16 protein-coding genes are annotated in these 16,722 nt (G+C 72.4%); 5 read left to right on the plus strand and 11 right to left on the minus strand.

Going from position 1 to position 16,722, the window contains the following annotated elements:
• Positions 1-230 precede the first annotated feature (230 nt).
• The 5 genes from SSP24_RS38400 to SSP24_RS38420 are packed head-to-tail and all read right to left on the minus strand — an operon-like array spanning position 231 to position 5,691.
• Positions 231-1,028, minus strand: coding sequence for a type III pantothenate kinase (locus tag SSP24_RS38400; RefSeq protein WP_141315241.1), 798 nt, complete (start codon positions 1,026-1,028; stop codon positions 231-233).
• A 16-nt stretch (positions 1,029-1,044) separates the two neighbouring features.
• Positions 1,045-2,016: a carboxylating nicotinate-nucleotide diphosphorylase gene (gene nadC, locus SSP24_RS38405; protein ID WP_141315243.1), complete on the minus strand. Its 972-nt coding sequence runs from the start codon at positions 2,014-2,016 to the stop codon at positions 1,045-1,047.
• Between the two features lie 5 nt (positions 2,017-2,021).
• Positions 2,022-3,752, minus strand: coding sequence for an L-aspartate oxidase (locus SSP24_RS38410; RefSeq protein ID WP_141315245.1), 1,731 nt, complete (start codon positions 3,750-3,752; stop codon positions 2,022-2,024).
• On the minus strand, positions 3,749-4,762 hold the full coding sequence (panC, locus tag SSP24_RS38415; protein WP_141315247.1) for a pantoate--beta-alanine ligase: 1,014 nt from the start codon (positions 4,760-4,762) through the stop codon (positions 3,749-3,751). Before panC ends, SSP24_RS38410 begins: the two co-directional genes overlap by 4 nt.
• On the minus strand, positions 4,759-5,691 hold the full coding sequence (locus tag SSP24_RS38420) for a Rossmann-like and DUF2520 domain-containing protein (RefSeq protein ID WP_141315249.1): 933 nt from the start codon (positions 5,689-5,691) through the stop codon (positions 4,759-4,761). The genes panC and SSP24_RS38420 overlap by 4 nt, the downstream gene beginning before the upstream one ends.
• A gap of 172 nt (positions 5,692-5,863) precedes the next feature.
• Between SSP24_RS38420 and SSP24_RS38425 the strand changes: the two genes are divergently transcribed.
• Positions 5,864-7,042: a threonine aldolase family protein gene (locus SSP24_RS38425; RefSeq protein WP_141315252.1), complete on the plus strand. Its 1,179-nt coding sequence runs from the start codon at positions 5,864-5,866 to the stop codon at positions 7,040-7,042.
• 57 nt (positions 7,043-7,099) lie between these two features.
• Here SSP24_RS38425 and SSP24_RS38430 read toward each other — a convergent pair whose 3' ends face one another.
• A complete protein-coding gene (locus SSP24_RS38430; protein ID WP_141315254.1) occupies positions 7,100-7,315 on the minus strand; it encodes a hypothetical protein in 216 nt (71 codons plus the stop codon).
• Between the two features lie 168 nt (positions 7,316-7,483).
• On the opposite strand from SSP24_RS38430, the gene SSP24_RS38435 reads away from it, so the two are divergent.
• A complete protein-coding gene (locus SSP24_RS38435) occupies positions 7,484-8,590 on the plus strand; it encodes a DUF5937 family protein (protein ID WP_141315256.1) in 1,107 nt (368 codons plus the stop codon).
• Positions 8,591-8,618: 28 nt separating this feature from the next.
• Here SSP24_RS38435 and SSP24_RS38440 read toward each other — a convergent pair whose 3' ends face one another.
• The 3 genes from SSP24_RS38440 to SSP24_RS38450 all read right to left on the minus strand — a co-directional run bounded on the left by SSP24_RS38440 (position 8,619) and on the right by SSP24_RS38450 (position 11,251).
• The gene (locus SSP24_RS38440) at positions 8,619-9,251 is read right to left on the minus strand and encodes an AAA family ATPase (RefSeq protein ID WP_141315258.1); all 633 of its coding nucleotides are present in this window, start codon (positions 9,249-9,251) and stop codon (positions 8,619-8,621) included.
• A 37-nt stretch (positions 9,252-9,288) separates the two neighbouring features.
• Positions 9,289-9,960, minus strand: a complete 672-nt coding sequence (locus SSP24_RS38445) for a response regulator transcription factor (protein ID WP_141315260.1) — start codon at positions 9,958-9,960, stop codon at positions 9,289-9,291.
• 88 nt (positions 9,961-10,048) lie between these two features.
• On the minus strand, positions 10,049-11,251 hold the full coding sequence (locus SSP24_RS38450) for a sensor histidine kinase (RefSeq protein WP_141315262.1): 1,203 nt from the start codon (positions 11,249-11,251) through the stop codon (positions 10,049-10,051).
• A gap of 199 nt (positions 11,252-11,450) precedes the next feature.
• Here SSP24_RS38450 and SSP24_RS38455 point away from each other — a divergent pair, with 199 nt between their 5' ends.
• The gene (locus SSP24_RS38455; protein WP_141315290.1) at positions 11,451-12,398 is read left to right on the plus strand and encodes an SAM-dependent methyltransferase; all 948 of its coding nucleotides are present in this window, start codon (positions 11,451-11,453) and stop codon (positions 12,396-12,398) included.
• Positions 12,399-12,423: 25 nt separating this feature from the next.
• On the opposite strand, the gene SSP24_RS38460 is transcribed toward SSP24_RS38455, so the two are convergent.
• On the minus strand, positions 12,424-13,575 hold the full coding sequence (locus tag SSP24_RS38460) for an NADH-quinone oxidoreductase subunit D (RefSeq protein WP_141315264.1): 1,152 nt from the start codon (positions 13,573-13,575) through the stop codon (positions 12,424-12,426).
• 31 nt (positions 13,576-13,606) lie between these two features.
• On the opposite strand from SSP24_RS38460, the gene SSP24_RS38465 reads away from it, so the two are divergent.
• Positions 13,607-14,110, plus strand: a complete 504-nt coding sequence (locus SSP24_RS38465; protein ID WP_141315266.1) for a PH domain-containing protein — start codon at positions 13,607-13,609, stop codon at positions 14,108-14,110.
• Positions 14,107-15,441, plus strand: coding sequence for a PH domain-containing protein (locus SSP24_RS38470; RefSeq protein ID WP_141315268.1), 1,335 nt, complete (start codon positions 14,107-14,109; stop codon positions 15,439-15,441). The genes SSP24_RS38465 and SSP24_RS38470 overlap by 4 nt, the downstream gene beginning before the upstream one ends.
• A 41-nt stretch (positions 15,442-15,482) precedes the next feature.
• Here the strand turns inward: SSP24_RS38470 and SSP24_RS38475 are convergent, their stop codons facing one another.
• The gene (locus SSP24_RS38475) at positions 15,483-16,643 is read right to left on the minus strand and encodes a coiled-coil domain-containing protein (RefSeq protein ID WP_141315270.1); all 1,161 of its coding nucleotides are present in this window, start codon (positions 16,641-16,643) and stop codon (positions 15,483-15,485) included.
• Between the last annotated feature and the right edge of the window lie 79 nt (positions 16,644-16,722).

Here is a 16,722-nt window from a genome sequence, read left to right on the forward strand (position 1 = left end):
CCTCAACCTGCCTGCCTAGCCGCGGGCCGAGCCGTAAGCCGCGGGCATTCGTGCCGTCTGGGGCGGCACGGGTGGCCGCGGGCGGCACCTCGTCACGCCGGGCTGCGTAACGTCCCCCGGCTCGCCCGCAGCGCGCGCAGCTGCGGGCAGTCGTGCCGCTTGGGCGGCACGGGTGGGCGCAGCGGCACCACGTTGCGCCGGGCCCCGACCCAGTCGACGCCAGGGCCTTCTTACATGCGCGAGACGTTGCGTTCGTACACCAGGCGTAGGCCGATCAGGGTCAGCCAGGGTTCGTGTTCGTCGATGACCGAGGATTCGCCCAGGACCATGGGGGCCAAGCCGCCCGTTGCGATCACCGTGACGTCGTCGGGGTCGGTGGACAGTTCGCGGGCCATGCGGTTGACGACTCCGTCGACCTGGCCTGCGAAGCCGTAGACGATGCCTGCCTGCATGGCCTCGACGGTGTTCTTGCCGATCACGCTGCGGGGGCGGGCCACCTCGATCTTGCGGAGTTGGGCGCCCTTGACGCCGAGTGCCTCGACGGAGATCTCGATGCCGGGGGCGATGACACCGCCGACGTACTCCCCGCGCGCGCTGACCGCGTCGAACGTCGTCGCCGTGCCGAAGTCGACGACGATCGCCGGGCCGCCGAACAGCTCGACCGCCGCCACCGCGTTGATGATGCGGTCGGCGCCGACCTCCTTGGGGTTGTCGGTGAGGATCGGGACGCCCGTCTTGACGCCCGGTTCGACGAGGACGGCGGGGACGTCGCCGTAGTAGCGGCGGGTCACCTCGCGGAGTTCGTGGAGGACGGAGGGGACCGTCGCGCAGATCGCGATGCCGTCGATGCCGTCGCCCAGGTCGTCGCCGAGGAGGGGGTGCATGCCCATCAGGCCCTGGAGGAGCACCGCCAGCTCGTCGGCCGTGCGGCGGGCGTCGGTGGAGATGCGCCAGTGTTCGACGATGTCGTCGCCGTCGAAGAGGCCGAGGACGGTGTGGGTGTTGCCTACGTCGATCGTCAGCAGCATGGCCGGTTCCCGCTCCCTACTCCGCCGCTCGCAGATCCAGGCCGATGTCCAGGATCGGGGAGGAGTGCGTCAGGGCGCCCACGGCCAGGTAGTCGACGCCCGTCTCGGCGTATGCCCTGGCGTTGGCGAGGGTCAGGCGGCCGGAGGCCTCCAGGGCCGCTCGGCCGTGGACCAGGGCTACTGCCTCTTCGCATTCGCCCGGCGTGAAGTTGTCCAGCAGGATCAGGTCGGCGCCCGCGTCCACGACCTCGCGGAGCTGGTGGAGGGTGTCGACCTCGACCTCGATCGGTACGTCGGGGAAGGCCTCTCGTACGGCCTTGAAGGCCTGGGCGACGCCGCCTGCCGCCACCACGTGGTTGTCCTTGACCAGGGCCGCGTCGGAGAGGGACATGCGGTGGTTGACGCCGCCGCCGCAGCGGACCGCGAATTTTTCGAGCGAGCGCAGGCCGGGGGTGGTCTTGCGGGTGTCCCGGACCTTTGCCTTGGTGCCTTCCAGGACGTCCGCCCACGCGCGCGTGGCCGTGGCGATACCGGAGAGGCGGCAGAGGAGGTTGAGTGCGCTGCGTTCGGCGGTGAGGAGGTCTCGGGTGCGGGTGGTGATGGAGAGGAGTTTCTGGTCTGCGGTTACTCGGTCGCCGTCCTCTACGTGTCGTTCGACTTCGAATTCGTCCTCGCAGACGATCGACATGACCGCTTCGGCGACCCGGAGGCCCGCCACGACGCCCGCCTCGCGTGCCACGAAGTCGGCCGTCGCCACCGCGTCCTCGGGGATGGTCGCGACCGTCGTCACGTCCACGCCGCCCGCGAGGTCCTCCTGGATGGCCACGTTGGCGATGTCCTCGACCTCCACGGGGTCGAGTCCGGCGTCGGCCAGGAGTTGGGCGAGTGCGGGGTCGAGGCCGCACTCCAGGTATTCCTCGTCGGCGCTACATGCGCAGCCGTCACCGCAGCCGTCGGGCGGGGCGAGGGGAAGGTCGGGGGTGCTCACTGCTCTCACTGCTCCTGGGGACGGTGCGCCTGATGGTGCCGGCGGGTTGGGGGGAAGTCTGCGGTATCCGTGGTGCGCACGGCGAGTGTGCGGTCCGGATTCAGCCGTACGACGATGTGGCGGCGCCATGCGGTGTCGTCGCGGTCGGGGCGGTCCTCGCGCCAGTGGCAGCCGCGGGTCTCGTCGCGGAGCTGCGCCGCGGCCACCAGGACCCGGGCCACGCACAGGAGGTTCGTGGTCTCCCAGGTGTCCACGCCGGGCTCGGCCGTCTTGCCGTTCTCGTGCAGGGCGTCGCGGGCGTCGGCGTGCAGTTGGTGGAGCTGTTCGGCGGCCTTGGTGAGGGAGTCCGCGGAGCGCAGGACTCCGGCGCCCTCGGTCATGATCCGCTGGATCGTGAAGCGGTCCTCGGGGGCGAGCAAGGGGTGCGCGGGCTGCTCCGGGTGCGGGACCGGGGCGGGCACGCGCGCGTGGAGGCCGTTGTGGCGGTGGGTCGCCGCGATGTCGTGGGCGATGCGTTCGGCGTAGACCAGGCCTTCGAGGAGGCTGTTGGAGGCTAGCCGGTTGGCGCCGTGCACGCCGGTGCAGGCGACCTCCCCGCACGCGTACAGGCCGGGGACGGTCGTACGGCCGTGGAAGTCCGTGCGGACGCCTCCGGAGGCGTAGTGGGCCGCCGGGGCGATCGGGATCGGTTCGTGGACCGGGTCGATGCCGTGGGCGCGGCAGGCGGCGAGGATCGTGGGGAAGCGGTGCTCCCACATGTCGGCGCCGAAGTGCCGGGCGTCGAGGAACATGTGCTCGGCGTCCTGCTCCTGCATACGCCGCATGATGCCCTTGGCGACGATGTCCCGGGGGGCGAGTTCGGCGAGTTCGTGCTGCCCCTGCATGAAGCGCACGCCGTCGGCGTCCACCAAGTGGGCGCCCTCACCTCGTACGGCCTCGGAGACCAGGGGCTGCTGGCCCTCCGCCTCCGGGCCCAGGAACAGCACCGTGGGGTGGAACTGGACGAACTCCAGGTCGCTGACCTCCGCGCCCGCGCGCAGGGCCAGGGCCACGCCGTCGCCGGTGGAGACCGAGGGGTTGGTCGTCGCCGAGAAGACCTGGCCCATGCCGCCGGTCGCGAGGACCACCGCGGGGGCGTGCACCGCGCCCACGCCGTCGTGCTGGCCCTCGCCCATGACGTGCAGGGTGACGCCCGCCGTGCGGCCGTCGGCGTCCGTGAGGAGGTCCAGGACGAGGGCGTTCTCGATGGTGCGCAGGCCACGCGCGCGTACGGCCTCGACGAGGGCGCGGGAGATCTCCGCGCCGGTCGCGTCGCCGCCGGCGTGGGCGATACGGCGGCGGTGGTGGCCGCCCTCGCGGGTGAGCGCCAGTTCGCCCTCGGTGGACTCGTCGAAGTGGGCGCCGGTCTCGATCAGGCGGCGTACGGCGTCGGGGCCCTCCGTGACGAGGATCCGTACCGCCTCCACGTCGCACAGACCGGCCCCGGCGACCAGGGTGTCGTCCAGGTGCTGTTCGGGGCTGTCGCCCTCGCCCAGGGCCGCGGCGATGCCGCCCTGCGCCCAGCGGGTGGAGCCGTCGTCGAGGCGCGCCTTGGTGACGACGACGGTCCGCATGCCGGCGGCCTCGCAGCGCAGCGCGGCGGTGAGACCGGCGACGCCGGAGCCGACGACCACGACGTCCGCGGCGATGGACCAGCCCGGGGCGGGGGCGTGCAGTCGTATGCCTGTGCTGGTCACGAGGCGGCTCCGAAGGTGAGGGGGACGTTGTCGATCAGCCGGGTCGTGCCGACCTTGGCGGCGACCGCGAGGACGGCCTCTCCCGTGAAGTCGTCGTCGATCTCGGTGAAGTCGTCGGGGTCCACCAGGGCCAGGTAGTCCAGCACCAGGGGCGGGTCGAGGCGGGCGGCCTCGTCGAGGACCAGCCGGGCGGCGGCGCGGACGGCGGACGGGCCGCCGGGGACCGCCTTGGCGACGGCGTGTGCGTCGGCGGCGGCGCGGGACTCGCCGATGGCGCTCAGCGCCTCGGCACGCGCGCGCGTGGAGGGCACCTCACGCGCCCGCGCGCGCAGCGCCTCCTGCGCCGCGTGCCGGTCGCGGCCCGCGAACAGCGCGCGGGACAGCGCGAGCGCCGTGCGCCGCTCCTGGGGCGAGAGGTAGCGGTTGCGGCTGGACAGGGCCAGGCCGTCGTCCTCCCGCACGGTCGGTACGCCGACGATCTCGACGCCGAAGTTCAGGTCCCGCACCATGCGGCGGATCAGGGCCAGCTGCTGGGCGTCCTTCTGCCCGAAGAACGCGACGTCGGGGCGGGTGAGGTGGAGCATCTTGGCGACCACCGTGAGCACGCCGTCGAAGTGGCCGGGGCGGGAGGCGCCCTCCAGGCGTTCCCCCATGGGGCCCGCCGTGATGCGCACCTGGGGCTCGCCGCCCGGGTAGACCTCGTCCGCGGCGGGGGCGAACACGACGTCCGCACCGGCCTGCTCGGCGATCTTGAGGTCGGCCTCCAGGGTGCGCGGGTAGCGGTCGAGGTCCTCGCCCTTGCCGAACTGCAGGGGGTTGACGAAGACCGTGACGACGACGAAGCCGTCCCGTCCGACGTGCCCGCGCGCGGTGCGGATGAGGGTGGCGTGGCCGTCGTGCAGGGCGCCCATCGTCATCACCACGGCGGTACGGCCGGGTACGGCGTGGTGTTCGCGCACGTACGTCAGGTCGTCCAGGGTGGGGACGAGTTCGAGGCTGCGGCGGCTCATCGGTCTCCCCCGTTCTCGGGCAGGGTCGTGTCGGCGGCGAGTACCCCGAGCAGGTCCTCGGCGAGTTCGGGCTTCAGCAGCCCGTGGGCCAGTGCCCGGTCGGCGGTCGCCCGCGCCATCGCCAGATACCCGGCGACGGCCTGCGGGGCGTGCCGGCGCAGCTCCGTGACGTGCGCGGCGACCGTACCGGCGTCCCCGCGCGCGACGGGGCCGGTCAGGGCCGCGTCGCCGGAGCGCAGGGCGTTGTCGAGGGCGGCGCCGAGCAGCGGGCCGAGCATCCGGTCGGGGGCCTCGACGCCGGCCGTGCGTAGCAGCTCCATGGACTGGGCGACCAGCGTCACCAGGTGGTTGGCGCCCAGGGCGAGCGCCGCGTGGTAGAGCGGGCGGTTCTCCTCGGCGATCCACTCGGGCTCGCCGCCCATCTCGATGACCAGTGCCTCGGCGGCCAGCCGCAGCTCCTCGGGGGCGGTGACCCCGAAAGAGCACCCTGCGAGGCGCTGGACGTCCACTGGAGTCCCGGTGAACGTCATCGCGGGGTGCAGAGCCAGCGGCAGTCCGCCGGCGCGCAGAGCGGGCTCCAGGACGTTCGCGCCGTACCGCCCTGAGGTGTGCACCAGGAGCTGCCCCGGCCGTACCGCCCCGGTGGTGGCGAGGCCCTCCACGAGGCCGGGCAGGGTGTCGTCCGGGACGGTCAGCAGGACCAGGTCGGCGCGCTGGAGCACCTCGGCGGGCGGGACGACCGGCACGTCGGGCAGCAGCAGCGCGGCCCGCCTCCGGGAGGCGTCGGAGACCGCGGAGACGGCCACCGGGCGGTGCCCGGCGAGCTGGAGCGACGCGGCGAGGGCGGGGCCCACCCGACCGGCGCCGACGACGCCGACGGTGAGCCGCGCGGGGCGGTCCCTGGGGTCTGGCTGTTGGCTTGTACTCACGCGACGGCGGCCTTCCCGTTCCAGTCCGCTCGGGGTACCGGACGATTTCTCGTCATGTTAACGCGATTGGTTCGAGGGGCGTTCGGTTGTCCACAGGCTGTGGGTTGGTCCACAGCCTGTGGGTTGGGAAATCCGGTACGCACGCGTGGTGGGGGCCCGGCATGATCCAGGCATGGCTGAGACGGTGGAGCAGGACTCGCGGGAACTGGTGGAGTCGGTCGAGGAGCAGCGCAAGCAACGCTTTGAGCGGCGCAAGGCGGCGTATCGGAGCGCGCGGCGCGTCCTCGCGCGCTCCAGCTTCCTCGGCACGCTCCGGGAGCGCCTGGCGCTGCTGGAGACCGCCGAGGAGCTGTACGACCTGGACGAGACGGCGGACTTGTACGGCAACGGCATCGTGGAGGCCCTGGAGGCGAAGGTCGCCGGACTGCTCGGCACCGAGGCCGCCGCGTTCTTCCCGACCGGCACGATGGCCCAGCAGGTGGCCCTGCGCTGCTGGGCGGGCCGCACCGGCAACCCGACCGTCGCCCTGCACCCGCTCGCCCACCCCGAAGTGCACGAACGGCACGCCTTCACACAGGTCAGCGGCCTGCGTCCGGTCCGTCTGAGCAGCGAGCCACGGCTGCCGACGGCCGCCGAGATCCGGGACTTCGAGGAGCCGTTCGGCGCGCTGATGCTGGAACTGCCGCTCCGGGACGCCGGTTTCGTCCTGCCCTCCTGGGAGGAGCTCACCGAGGTCGTTCAGGCGGCCCGGGAGCGCGACGCGGTGGTGCACTTCGACGGCGCGCGCCTGTGGGAGAGCACCGTGCATTTCGGCCGCCCCCTGCACGAGATCGCGGGGCTCGCGGACAGCGTGTACGTGTCGTTCTACAAGTCCCTCAACGGTTTCGGCGGCGCGGCGCTCGCCGGTCCGAGGACGCTGATAGAGGAGGCGAAGACCTGGCGGCACCGGTACGGCGGTCAGGTGTTCCAGCAGTTCCCGACCGTGCTGTCGGCGCTCGCCGGGCTGGAGCGGGAGCTGCCCCGGCTCCCCGACTACGTGCGGCACGCGCGCGTGGTGGCCGCCGCGCTGCGCGAGGGGTTCGCGGCGGCCGGCGTGCCCTGGGCGCGCGTCCAGCCCGAGGAGCCGCACACCAACGAGTTCCAGGTCTGGCTGCCGTACGACGCCGACACCGTCGCCGAGGCGGCGGTCTTGCAGGCGGAGGAGACGGGGACGCTGCTCTTCGGTCGCGCTTGGGACGCCCCGGGCCCGGGCCTCGCCGTCGCGGAGATCGACGTACGGGCCGCGGGCCTGGAGTGGACGGCGGAGGATGTGAAGGCGGCGGTGGCGGAGTTCGTCTCCCGGCTGCCGTAAGCCGCAGAGTTGCCGTAAGCCGCAAAGAGGCAGGTTGTTGCCCGCCTGCCCTAACGGTCAGCTCGTCGCCCGCCGCCCCGGATGGAGCCACCGGCCCAGGGACTGCCGTAGCCGCCCATGGGCCGGGCGGCCGGCGAGGACCGCGTGGAAGTCGCGCCGGTCGCGCCACTCGCGCACGACCTGCCAGTCGTGGGCGCCGGGGGCGGGCGGGGCGGGTTCGCCGAGGTGCTGGGCGCGGTAGGCGTCGAGGAGATGCTGCTGGGTGATGCTCATGGCGGTTCGCCTCTTCGGAAGCTGGTCACAAGTCGGTCGGAATCCGGAAGGCTCCGCGGCTGCCCCGGTGACCCCAGGCTGCGTCGCCCCGGCGGGCGGCGTCGCGTGGATTGACGCCCGGCGTCAATCGAGGGCGGCGTTGTCAGTGGCGGAGTGCACCATGGCGTCATGAGCGTGAGCATCGACATCGCGGGGCTGCGGCCGGAGAGGGTCGCCGTCGTGCCCTCGCCCCTCACCGAGCTCGGCATGGCGCTGCACGCGCTGTCCGAGCCGGGGCACCATCCCGGCCTGCAGGGCTGGGTGACCGGCGTGACCGCCCGCCTCGACTCGCATCTGGCCGACCGGATGTGCGAGGCCGACTTCCTGTGGCGGACGACGTTCTCGGACCTCTTCATGCCGTTCGCGGGCATCCCGGGCCGCAGCACCCTGCCCGGGGCGACGCTCACCGAGGACATGGATCTGCTGGACAAGCTGTCGGACGAGCAGTTCGCGGACGCGGCGCTGGAGTTCACCTGCGCGCCCGACTACGACCTGCCGAGCAACAGCGTCCTCGCCGACCTAAGCCTGCGCCGCCGCGCCCTCGACCTGGCGGCGTCGCGCGGACCGCGCCAGGTGCGGTTCACCAAGCGGCTGCTCGCCGATCCGCCACGCGTGCGTGCCTGGCTGCGGCAGTTCCTGCAGGACTGCGACGAGGCCTTCTTCAGCGACGTCTGGGCCAGGGTGCGCCACTCGCTCGCCGCGGACGCGCGGCACAAGACGGAGTTGCTGCGGCACAAGGGCCTCGGCGAGGCGCTGGCCTCGGTGTCGTCCGCCGTGGCGCTGGAGGGGGACGGCACCAGGATCACCGTGGACAAGCTGGCCCAGGGGCGTACGACGACCGCTGACGGCGGTCTGCTGCTCATACCGACGAGCCTCGGCTGGCCCCACCTGCAGGTGCTGCACCGGTACGGCTGGCAGCCGGTCCTGCACTACCCGGTGAGCTCCCCGGAGCTGGCCTCGCCGCCGTCGGTCGAGCAGCTCACCCTGCGGATGACGGCCCTGTCCCACCCCCTGCGGATGCGTATCTGCCGCCATCTGGCCCGCAGCGCGTTCACCACCGGCGAGCTCGCCACGGCGCACGGCGTGACGGCGCCGGAGATATCCCGGCACCTGAGCGTGCTGAAGAAGGCGGGCCTGATCACCACGCGGCGCCGTGGGCGGTACGTGCTGCACCAGCTGGACGTGACGGTGGTGGCCCGGCTGGGCAGCGACTTCCTGGAGGGAATCCTGCGCTGACCGGGGTTCATCAGGATCACCAGGGTCATCAGTCGAACCGGATGTGCCTGATCCCCACCCGGGCCTGCCGCAGCCGCGTCCGCAGCGCCCCCTCGTTGTTCGGCCGGAGGGTCAGTCCGGCGAGCACGGCGATCCGGTCCGCCGTCTTCGGCACCGTCGAGTGGTCGGTCCACAGATGCTCGGCGAACTCCGGCTCACGCAGCCGCTCCAGGCAGTGGTCGAGCTGCCGCACCGCCCAACTCTCCCTGCGCAGCCCGGCGTTCTTCCCGCCGACGTACTGAAGGAGGTGTCCGAGGCCCCGCTCACGCAGCCGCTTCAGCACGGTCTCGCGTTCCGCGAGGAGAGTGAAGTGGCGTACGTCGTGGCCGAGTTCACGTAGTCGGCCGACGGTCTCCGCGAAGTAGCCGGAGTCGGTGACCGTCATCGGCGCGATGACGACGCCGTCGTGCTTGGTGAGGGCGAGGTCGAGAACCTCGACGACGCCCTGCCGCCAGGAGACCAGGTCCTGGAAGTCTCCCCGCAGTGGGGGCGGGAGCATGCGGCGCAGGCCGAAGCCCGCGTGCTCCGGGTCGCAGATGACGCTGCCGGGCAGCCGACGCTGTATCTCGTGTGCGGTCTGTGTCTTGCCGCCCCCGAAGGGGCCGTTGATCCACAGGAGCATGCGCAGACCCTACCGACGGCCTCCAGCGCCTGTCCGGTCAGCCGTGACCCCCGGCCCGCACGAGCCCCGTCTCGTACGCCAGGACCACCACCTGCACCCGGTCCCGCAGCCCGAGCTTGGTCAGGATGCGGCCCACGTGCGTCTTCACGGTCGCCTCGGACAGCACCAGCCGGGCCGCGATCTCCCCGTTGGACAGCCCCTGGGCGACCAGCACCATGACCTCGCGCTCCCGGTCGGTGAGCCGCTCCAGCTCCTTGTGCTGGGGCTCCTTGCCGGCGCTGGGCAGCATCGGCGCGAACCGGTCGAGGAGACGCCGGGTCGTCGACGGGGCCACCACGGCGTCGCCGCTGTGCACGGAACGGATGGCCGCGAGGAGCTCGCCGGGCGGTACGTCCTTGAGCATGAAACCGGAGGCGCCCGCCTTCAACGCGGAGAAGGCGTACTCGTCGAGGTCGAAAGTGGTCAGGATCAGCACCTTCGGCGGGTTCGGATCCGCGCAGATCCGGCGGGTGGCCTCCACGCCGTCCAGCTTCGGCATGCGGACGTCCATCAGCACCACGTCGACCTCGGTCGAGCGCAGCACCTGGAGTGCCTCGACGCCGTCACCCGCCTCGGCCACGACCTCCATGTCCGGCTGCGCGGCGAGCACCATCCGGAACCCGGTGCGCAGCAGCACCTGGTCGTCGACGAGCATCACGCGGATCGTCATCGGGGGCCTCTTCCGTATCCATCTCGAAGGTCGTTGTGCGAAGTCGTTCGGGGGCGTGACAGGTGTCAACCGGGGGCGTGCGGATGCGTCAGTGCGCCGGTTTGAGCGGCAGCAGGGCACTGATGCGGAATCCTCCGCCGGGGCGGGGGCCTGCGTCCAGGGTGCCGCCGACCATGCCGACCCGCTCGCGCATCCCGATCAGGCCGTGCCCCTGGCCGTCGAGGCCGCCCTCCTCGTACAGCTCGTGCGGGGCGCCCTTGCCGTCGTCCTCGATGAGCAGGCCGAGACCGTCGTCGAAGTAGACCAGACGCACGCTGGCGCCCGCGTTGGGCCCGCCGTGCTTGCGGGTGTTGGTGAGCGCCTCCTGCACGATGCGGTACGCGGTGAGCTCGACGCCGCTGGGCAGCGGGCGCGGCGTGCCCTCGACCTTGAAGTCGACGGGCAGTCCGGAGACCCGGCACTGCTCGACGAGGTCCTCGATCTGCTGGACGTCGGGCTGCGGGACGTACTCCCCGCTCTCCTGGTGCTCGCCGGTGCGCAGTACGCCGAGCAGGCGGCGCATCTCGGCGAGGGCCTGGCGGCCGGTGGAGGAGATGGTCTCCAGGGCCTTCTTGGCCTGGTCGGGCGCGGAGTCGAGGACGTAGGCGGCGCCGTCGGCCTGCACCACCATGACCGACACGTTGTGCGCGACGACGTCGTGCAGCTCGCGCGCGATCCGGGCGCGTTCGGCGGCGACCGCGACCTTGGACTGCGCCTCGCGCTCCTTCTCCAGCCGGGCGGCGCGCTCCTCCAGCTGCGCGAAGTAGGCGCGGCGGGTGCGGATGGAGTCGCCGAGCACCCAGGCGAGGGCGAACGGCACCGTCTGGAAGATCGCCAGCGCGATGTTGCCCGCGACGCTCGTCTGGAACTCCGGCCAGCGGAGCTGCGCCATCGGCGCCGCGCACAGGCCGCCGACCAGCGCGAACCGGGAGGCCCAGCGTGCCCCGACCGCGGCGACGGTGTAGATGATCACCAGCATCGCGAAGTTGGCGGGTATCGGCGACACGTCGAGCGCCAGCTGCGCCACGCCCACCAGGGCCGCCAGGACCAGCATCTTCTCCGGCATCCGCCGGCGCAGCGTCAGCGCCAGACACAGCAGGACCGTGACCGGCACCACGAGAGCCGGGAGATCGGTCCCGGTGTTCTCCTGGGTGACCACCCCGCCGACCACCGAGATCCCGAACAGGACGAGGGCCCAGAAGCCGTCGACCCATGTCGGGTGTCGGCGGAGGAAGTCGTAGAGGCGCTGCACGTAACCCAGAGTAGGGAAGCGCGATGCGTGCGGGAGTCAACCGGAGGGCCGATCCGGATGCGATACGTGTACTCCGCAAGGTGGAGGCCCCGTTCTCCTGTGCGCCTAGCCTTGCCGTGTGACGTGGGGTGCGACGGGCAAAACGGCGGACGGCGACGGGGGGCCCGACGGGGGCGGCTGGCGTGGCTGGCGCGCTGCCATGGAGGCGGCGTTGTACGGCCCCGGCGGCTTCTACCGCAGGCCCGAGGGGCCCGCCGGGCACTTCCGTACGTCCGTGCACGCGTCGGCGCTGTTCGCCGAGGCGGTGGCGCGGCTGCTGGGCCGGGTCGACGAGGCGCTGGGCCACCCGGCGTCCCTCGACTTCGTCGACATGGCGGCGGGGCGGGGCGAACTGGTCACCGGCGTGCTCGCCGCGCTGCCCGCCGACCTGGCCGCCCGCACGCGCGCGTACGCCGTCGAGATCGCCGACCGCCCGGCCGGCCTCGATCACCGCATCGAGTGGCTCGCGGAGTGCCCTAAGGGCGTCACGGGGCTGCTTTTCGCCAACGAGTGGCTGGACAACGTGCCCGTGGAGGTCGCCGAGGTGGACCCCTCAGGGGTGTGGCGACTCGTGCTCGTACGGGAGGACGGGACCGAACGGCTCGGGGAGCCGGTGTCCGGGGCGGCGGCCGAGTGGCTCGCCCGATGGTGGCCGGGGCCTGCCGAAGAGGGGCTGCGCGCGGAGATCGGACTGCCCAGGGACACGGCGTGGGCGTCGGTCGTCGCGCGCGTCGAGCGGGGGCTGGCGGTCGCCGTGGACTACGCGCACACCGCGGACGCCCGCCCGCCCTTCGGGACGCTCACCGGCTTCCGGAAGGGGCGTGAGACGGCGCCCGTGCCGGACGGATCGTGCGACATCACGGCGCACGTGGCGCTGGACGCGTGCGCGCTCCCCGGGGGGCGCGCGCTGACCCAGCGTGACGCCCTGCGCGCCCTGGGGGTCGCAGGCGCACGCCCCCCGCTCGCACTCGCCACGACCGATCCCGCGGCCTACGTACGCGCCCTCGCGAGCGCCGGGGAGGCCGCCGAGCTGACGGCGCCGGGTGGGCTGGGGGACTTCGGATGGCTCGTGCAGCCGGTTGGAATTCCGGACCCACTGGGCGGCTGACGCCCGCCCCTACCCTCCTGGTCGCCTACTTGTCGATATCCCCCACCACGAAGAACATCGACCCCAGAATCGCCACCATGTCCGCCACCAGCGTCCCCGGCAGCAGCTCGGTCAGCGCCTGGATGTTGTTGTAGGAGGCCGAGCGGAGCTTGAGCCGGTACGGCGTCTTGTCGCCCTTGCTGACGAGGTAGTAGCCGTTGATGCCGAGCGGGTTCTCGGTCCACGCGTACGTGTGGCCCTCGGGCGCCTTCAGCACCTTGGGGAGCCGCTGGTTGATCGGCCCCGGCGGCAGCTCGGCGATCCGGTCGAGGCAGGCGTCGGCGAGGTCGAGCGCGTTGTGCGTCTGCTCCAGCAGGCACTCGAACCGGGCGAGACAGTCGCCCTCGGTGCGGGTGACCACCTTGAGGGTGTCCTGCAGCTCCCCGTAGGCCAGATACGGCTCGTCGCGGCGCAGGTCGAAGTCGACGCCCGAGGCGCGCGCGATCGGCCCGCTCACGCCGTACGCGTGCACGGTCTCCGGCGCGAGATACCCCACGCCCCGCGTGCGCCCCCGGAAGATCTCGTTGCCGAGGACCAGGTCGTCGAAGCGGTCCATGCGCGAGCGCACGTCCGCGACCGCGGCACGCGCGCGTGCGGTCCACCCGGCCGGCAGGTCCTCCTTGAGGCCGCCGACGCGGTTGAACATGTAGTGCATCCGCCCGCCGGAGACCTCCTCCATGACGTGCTGGAGTTCCTCGCGCTCCCGGAAGGCGTAGAAGATCGGCGTGATGCCGCCCAGCTCCAGCGGGTACGAGCCCAGGAACATCAGGTGGTTCAGCACCCGGTTCAGCTCCGCGAGCAGCGTGCGCGTCCACACCGCGCGCTCGGGCACCTCCATGCCGAGCATGCGCTCCACGCCGAGGACGACGCCCAGCTCGTTGGAGAAGGCCGACAGCCAGTCGTGGCGGTTGGCGAGCATGATGATCTGGCGGTAGTCGCGCGCCTCGAACAGCTTCTCCGCGCCGCGGTGCATATAGCCGACGACCGGCTCCGCGCGCGTGATGCGCTCACCGTCGAGGAGCAGCCGCAGGCGCAGCACGCCGTGCGTGGACGGGTGCTGAGGGCCGATGTTGAGCACCATGTCGGTGCTCTCCGCGGCGCCGCCGATTCCGACTGTGGTCTCCGTCGTAGGAGTCATGGACACAGTCTGTCCTACGTAGGCTGACCATATGGAGACGGGGAGCCCGCAGGACGCGGTGACGGCAGAGACGGAACCGGCGTGGACCGGGCTGCCGCCCGGCCTGCTGCGCATGCGACGGCTGTTGCTGGTGGTGTGGCTGGGGTCACTGACCGTGGCTGCGGGTCTGGTGCCGGGACTGCTGGCCGGTCCCGCATGGGCCGTGTTCGCGCTGCTGCCGCTGGCCCTGATGGTGTGGGGCTGGGTGCTGATCGGCCGCAACTGGCGCTCCTGGCGGTACGCCGAGCGCGCCGACGACCTGCTGCTCAGCCGGGGCGTGCTGTGGCACACCGTGACAGTGGTGCCGTACGGCCGCATGCAGCTGGTCGAGGTGACCTCCGGCCCCGTCGAGCGGCACTTCGGGCTGGCCAGCGTCCAGCTGCACACGGCCGCCGCCGCGACCGACGCGACCATCCCCGGCCTCGACCCGGCCGAGGCCGAACGACTGCGCGACCGGCTCACCGAGCTGGGCCAGGCACGATCGGCGGGGCTGTGACGACGCCGGGCACCCACGACCAGGTGCGCCGCGAGGTGACGGTGACCGAGCGGCGGCTGCACCCGATAACGCCGTTCAGGCGGGCGTGGGCGCCGGTCGCCGTACTCATCGGGTGGGCGCTGCACGACCCGGACGCGACGCACCGCCAGCTGACCCGGCTGACGACGACCACGATCCTCATAGCCCTCGCGGTGGTCATCCCGGCCGCCGCGCTGTACGGCTTTCTCAGCTGGTGGTTCACGCACTTCGCGGTGACCGAGACGGAACTGCGCATCCGCACCGGCCTGCTGTTCCGGCGCACCGCGCACATCCGCCTGGAGCGCATCCAGGCCATCGACGTCACGAGACCGCTCCTCGCGCGCGTGGCGGGCGTCGCGAAACTCAAACTCGATGTCATAGGGACCGACAAGAAGGACGAGCTCGCCTACCTGGGCGAGGCCGACGCACGCGCGCTGCGGGCCGAACTCCTCGCGCGGGCAGCCGGTTTCGCCCCCGAGACCGCGCACGAGGTCGGCGAAGCGCCCGAGCAGCGACTGCTGCACGTGCCGGCCGGCGTGCTCGCCGTCTCCCTGCTGCTGACCGGCGCGACGTGGGCCACGCTGGCCGCCGCCCTCGTCGTACCGCCCGTGCTGTGGTTCTTCACCCACAACCTGTGGACAGTGGTCGCGACCGCCGTGCCGCTGCTCGGTGCGGCGGGCGCGAGCAGCGTGGGGCGGTTCGTCGCCGAGTACGACTGGACGGTGGCCGAGTCGCCGGACGGCATCCGGATCGACCGCGGCCTCCTCGACCGCGCCCACGAGACGGTGCCGCCGGGGCGGGTGCAGACCGTGCGGATCGTGGAGCCGCTGCTGTGGCGGCGGCGCGGCTGGGTGCGGGTGGAGCTGGACGTGGCCGGCTCGTCCAACTCCGTACTGCTGCCGGTGGCCCCGCGCGAGGTCGCGGAGCCCCTCATCGCGCGCGTACTGCCCGGCGTGACCGTACCGCCCGCCTCGTCCCTGTCCCGTCCACCGCGACGCGCGGGCCGGTGCATGCCGCTGTGGTGGCGGGGATACGGCTTCACCGTCACGGACGAGGTGTTCGTGGCCCGGCACGGACTGCTCCGGCGCAGCCTCGCACTCGTCCCGCACGCCAAGGTGCAGAGCGTCCGGCAGGAGCAGGGCCCCTGGATGCGGCGCTGGCGGCTCGCGGACGTCCACGTGGACACGGGCGCCAACAAGACCGTGACAGCCCGCCTGAGGGACGCCGAGGAGGCTGCGCGGCTGCTGCGCGCACAGGCGGAGCGGTCCCGGACGGGGCGCAGGGACGCGCGGCCGGACCGGTGGATGGCGTGAAAACGCCGTCCAAAAGAGCTTTATGAACGACTGTGCGGCTTTCAGGAAGCCGCGCTCCGCAGCCCCTGCACGTCGATCTGCTCGGTCTCGTCGTGTGCCGTCAGGTCGATCACCTGCCCGACGCCGCGCGACTCGGCGGTCGGGGGCTTGAACTCCGCCTCCGCCTGGGCCTTGTGCAGATCGAGCGCCTCCTGACCGACCACGTCGGCGAGGTCCTCGTTCTGCACGGCCTCCAGGGCGGCGGACACCGCGCCCTTGGCCTTCGTACCGAAGAAGTCGAACCCGCCCTCGACACTGGGACGCCGTACCGGCGTGGACGCCGGTACGACCGCCACCGCCGTCGGCACGGTGTAGTGCCCGGAGGGCTGCTGGATGTGCGCCGGAGTGGTGGCGGCCGCGCGCTGGTGCCCGTCGGCCGCCTCGGTCTTCCCCCGGGCCTCGTCCTCCTGCGCGGCCTCCGCCCCGGTACCACTACGGTCGGCGTCGTCCGGCACAGGCTCCTTGGCGGACGCCGCCACCTCGGCAGCCGTGTCCTTGTCGGCCTCGGCCTTCAGATCCGCGTCGAAGCGGACCAGCGCGGCCTGCGCCCGCAGGAACAGCCGGGACCCCTCCGGGGAGAACAACCTCGGCGTCTGCGGTTTGTCCTCAACGCCGGTCTCCTCGACCGCCGATTCATCGACCGCGGACTCGTCGACGTCGGCGGAGTCCCCCCGCTCCGGTACGGGAGGCAGCGCGGGCGCGGGAACGGCGGCCTCTATCTCCAGCAGGCGGCGGCCCTCCAGAGCGCTCGCGCGCTCGGTCTCGGCGGTGGCGTACCGGCGCAGCAGTGCCGCGTGCTCGTTGCGCAGCCCGGCCAGTTCGGCGCGCTTGGCCCGCAGGCGCTGTTCGAGCTTGCCGCGCAGTTCGCGCGACTCCTCCAGGTCGCTCTCCAGTTCCGCGACCCGCTCCTCGTGCCGCCACTCGTCGCTCGCACGCGCGCGCGTGAGGTCGGCCACCTGCTTGCCGGCCTGGATGTCCCAGCGGCGCATGACGACCGCGCCGGCGACAGCCGTCACCGCGGCGGCCGCCGCCAGCCCCCGGAGCACCATCGGCTCCGTGAACACCCATGGGCCGAGGGCGCAGACGAGCGAGACGCCTGCGATCGCCGACGGGGGCAGCAGCCTGTGCAAAGGCGGTGAATGGCGATGACGTCCACGTGGCATGGCCAGAAACTTACCGCGCGTAGGCGAATCATGGTGCCCCAGGCGGTAAAAACACGGCCACCGCGTGGCCTCGAATCGC

It is taken from the genome of Streptomyces spinoverrucosus (assembly GCF_006539505.1).
GTDB classification, from domain to species: Bacteria; Actinomycetota; Actinomycetes; order Streptomycetales; family Streptomycetaceae; genus Streptomyces; species Streptomyces spinoverrucosus.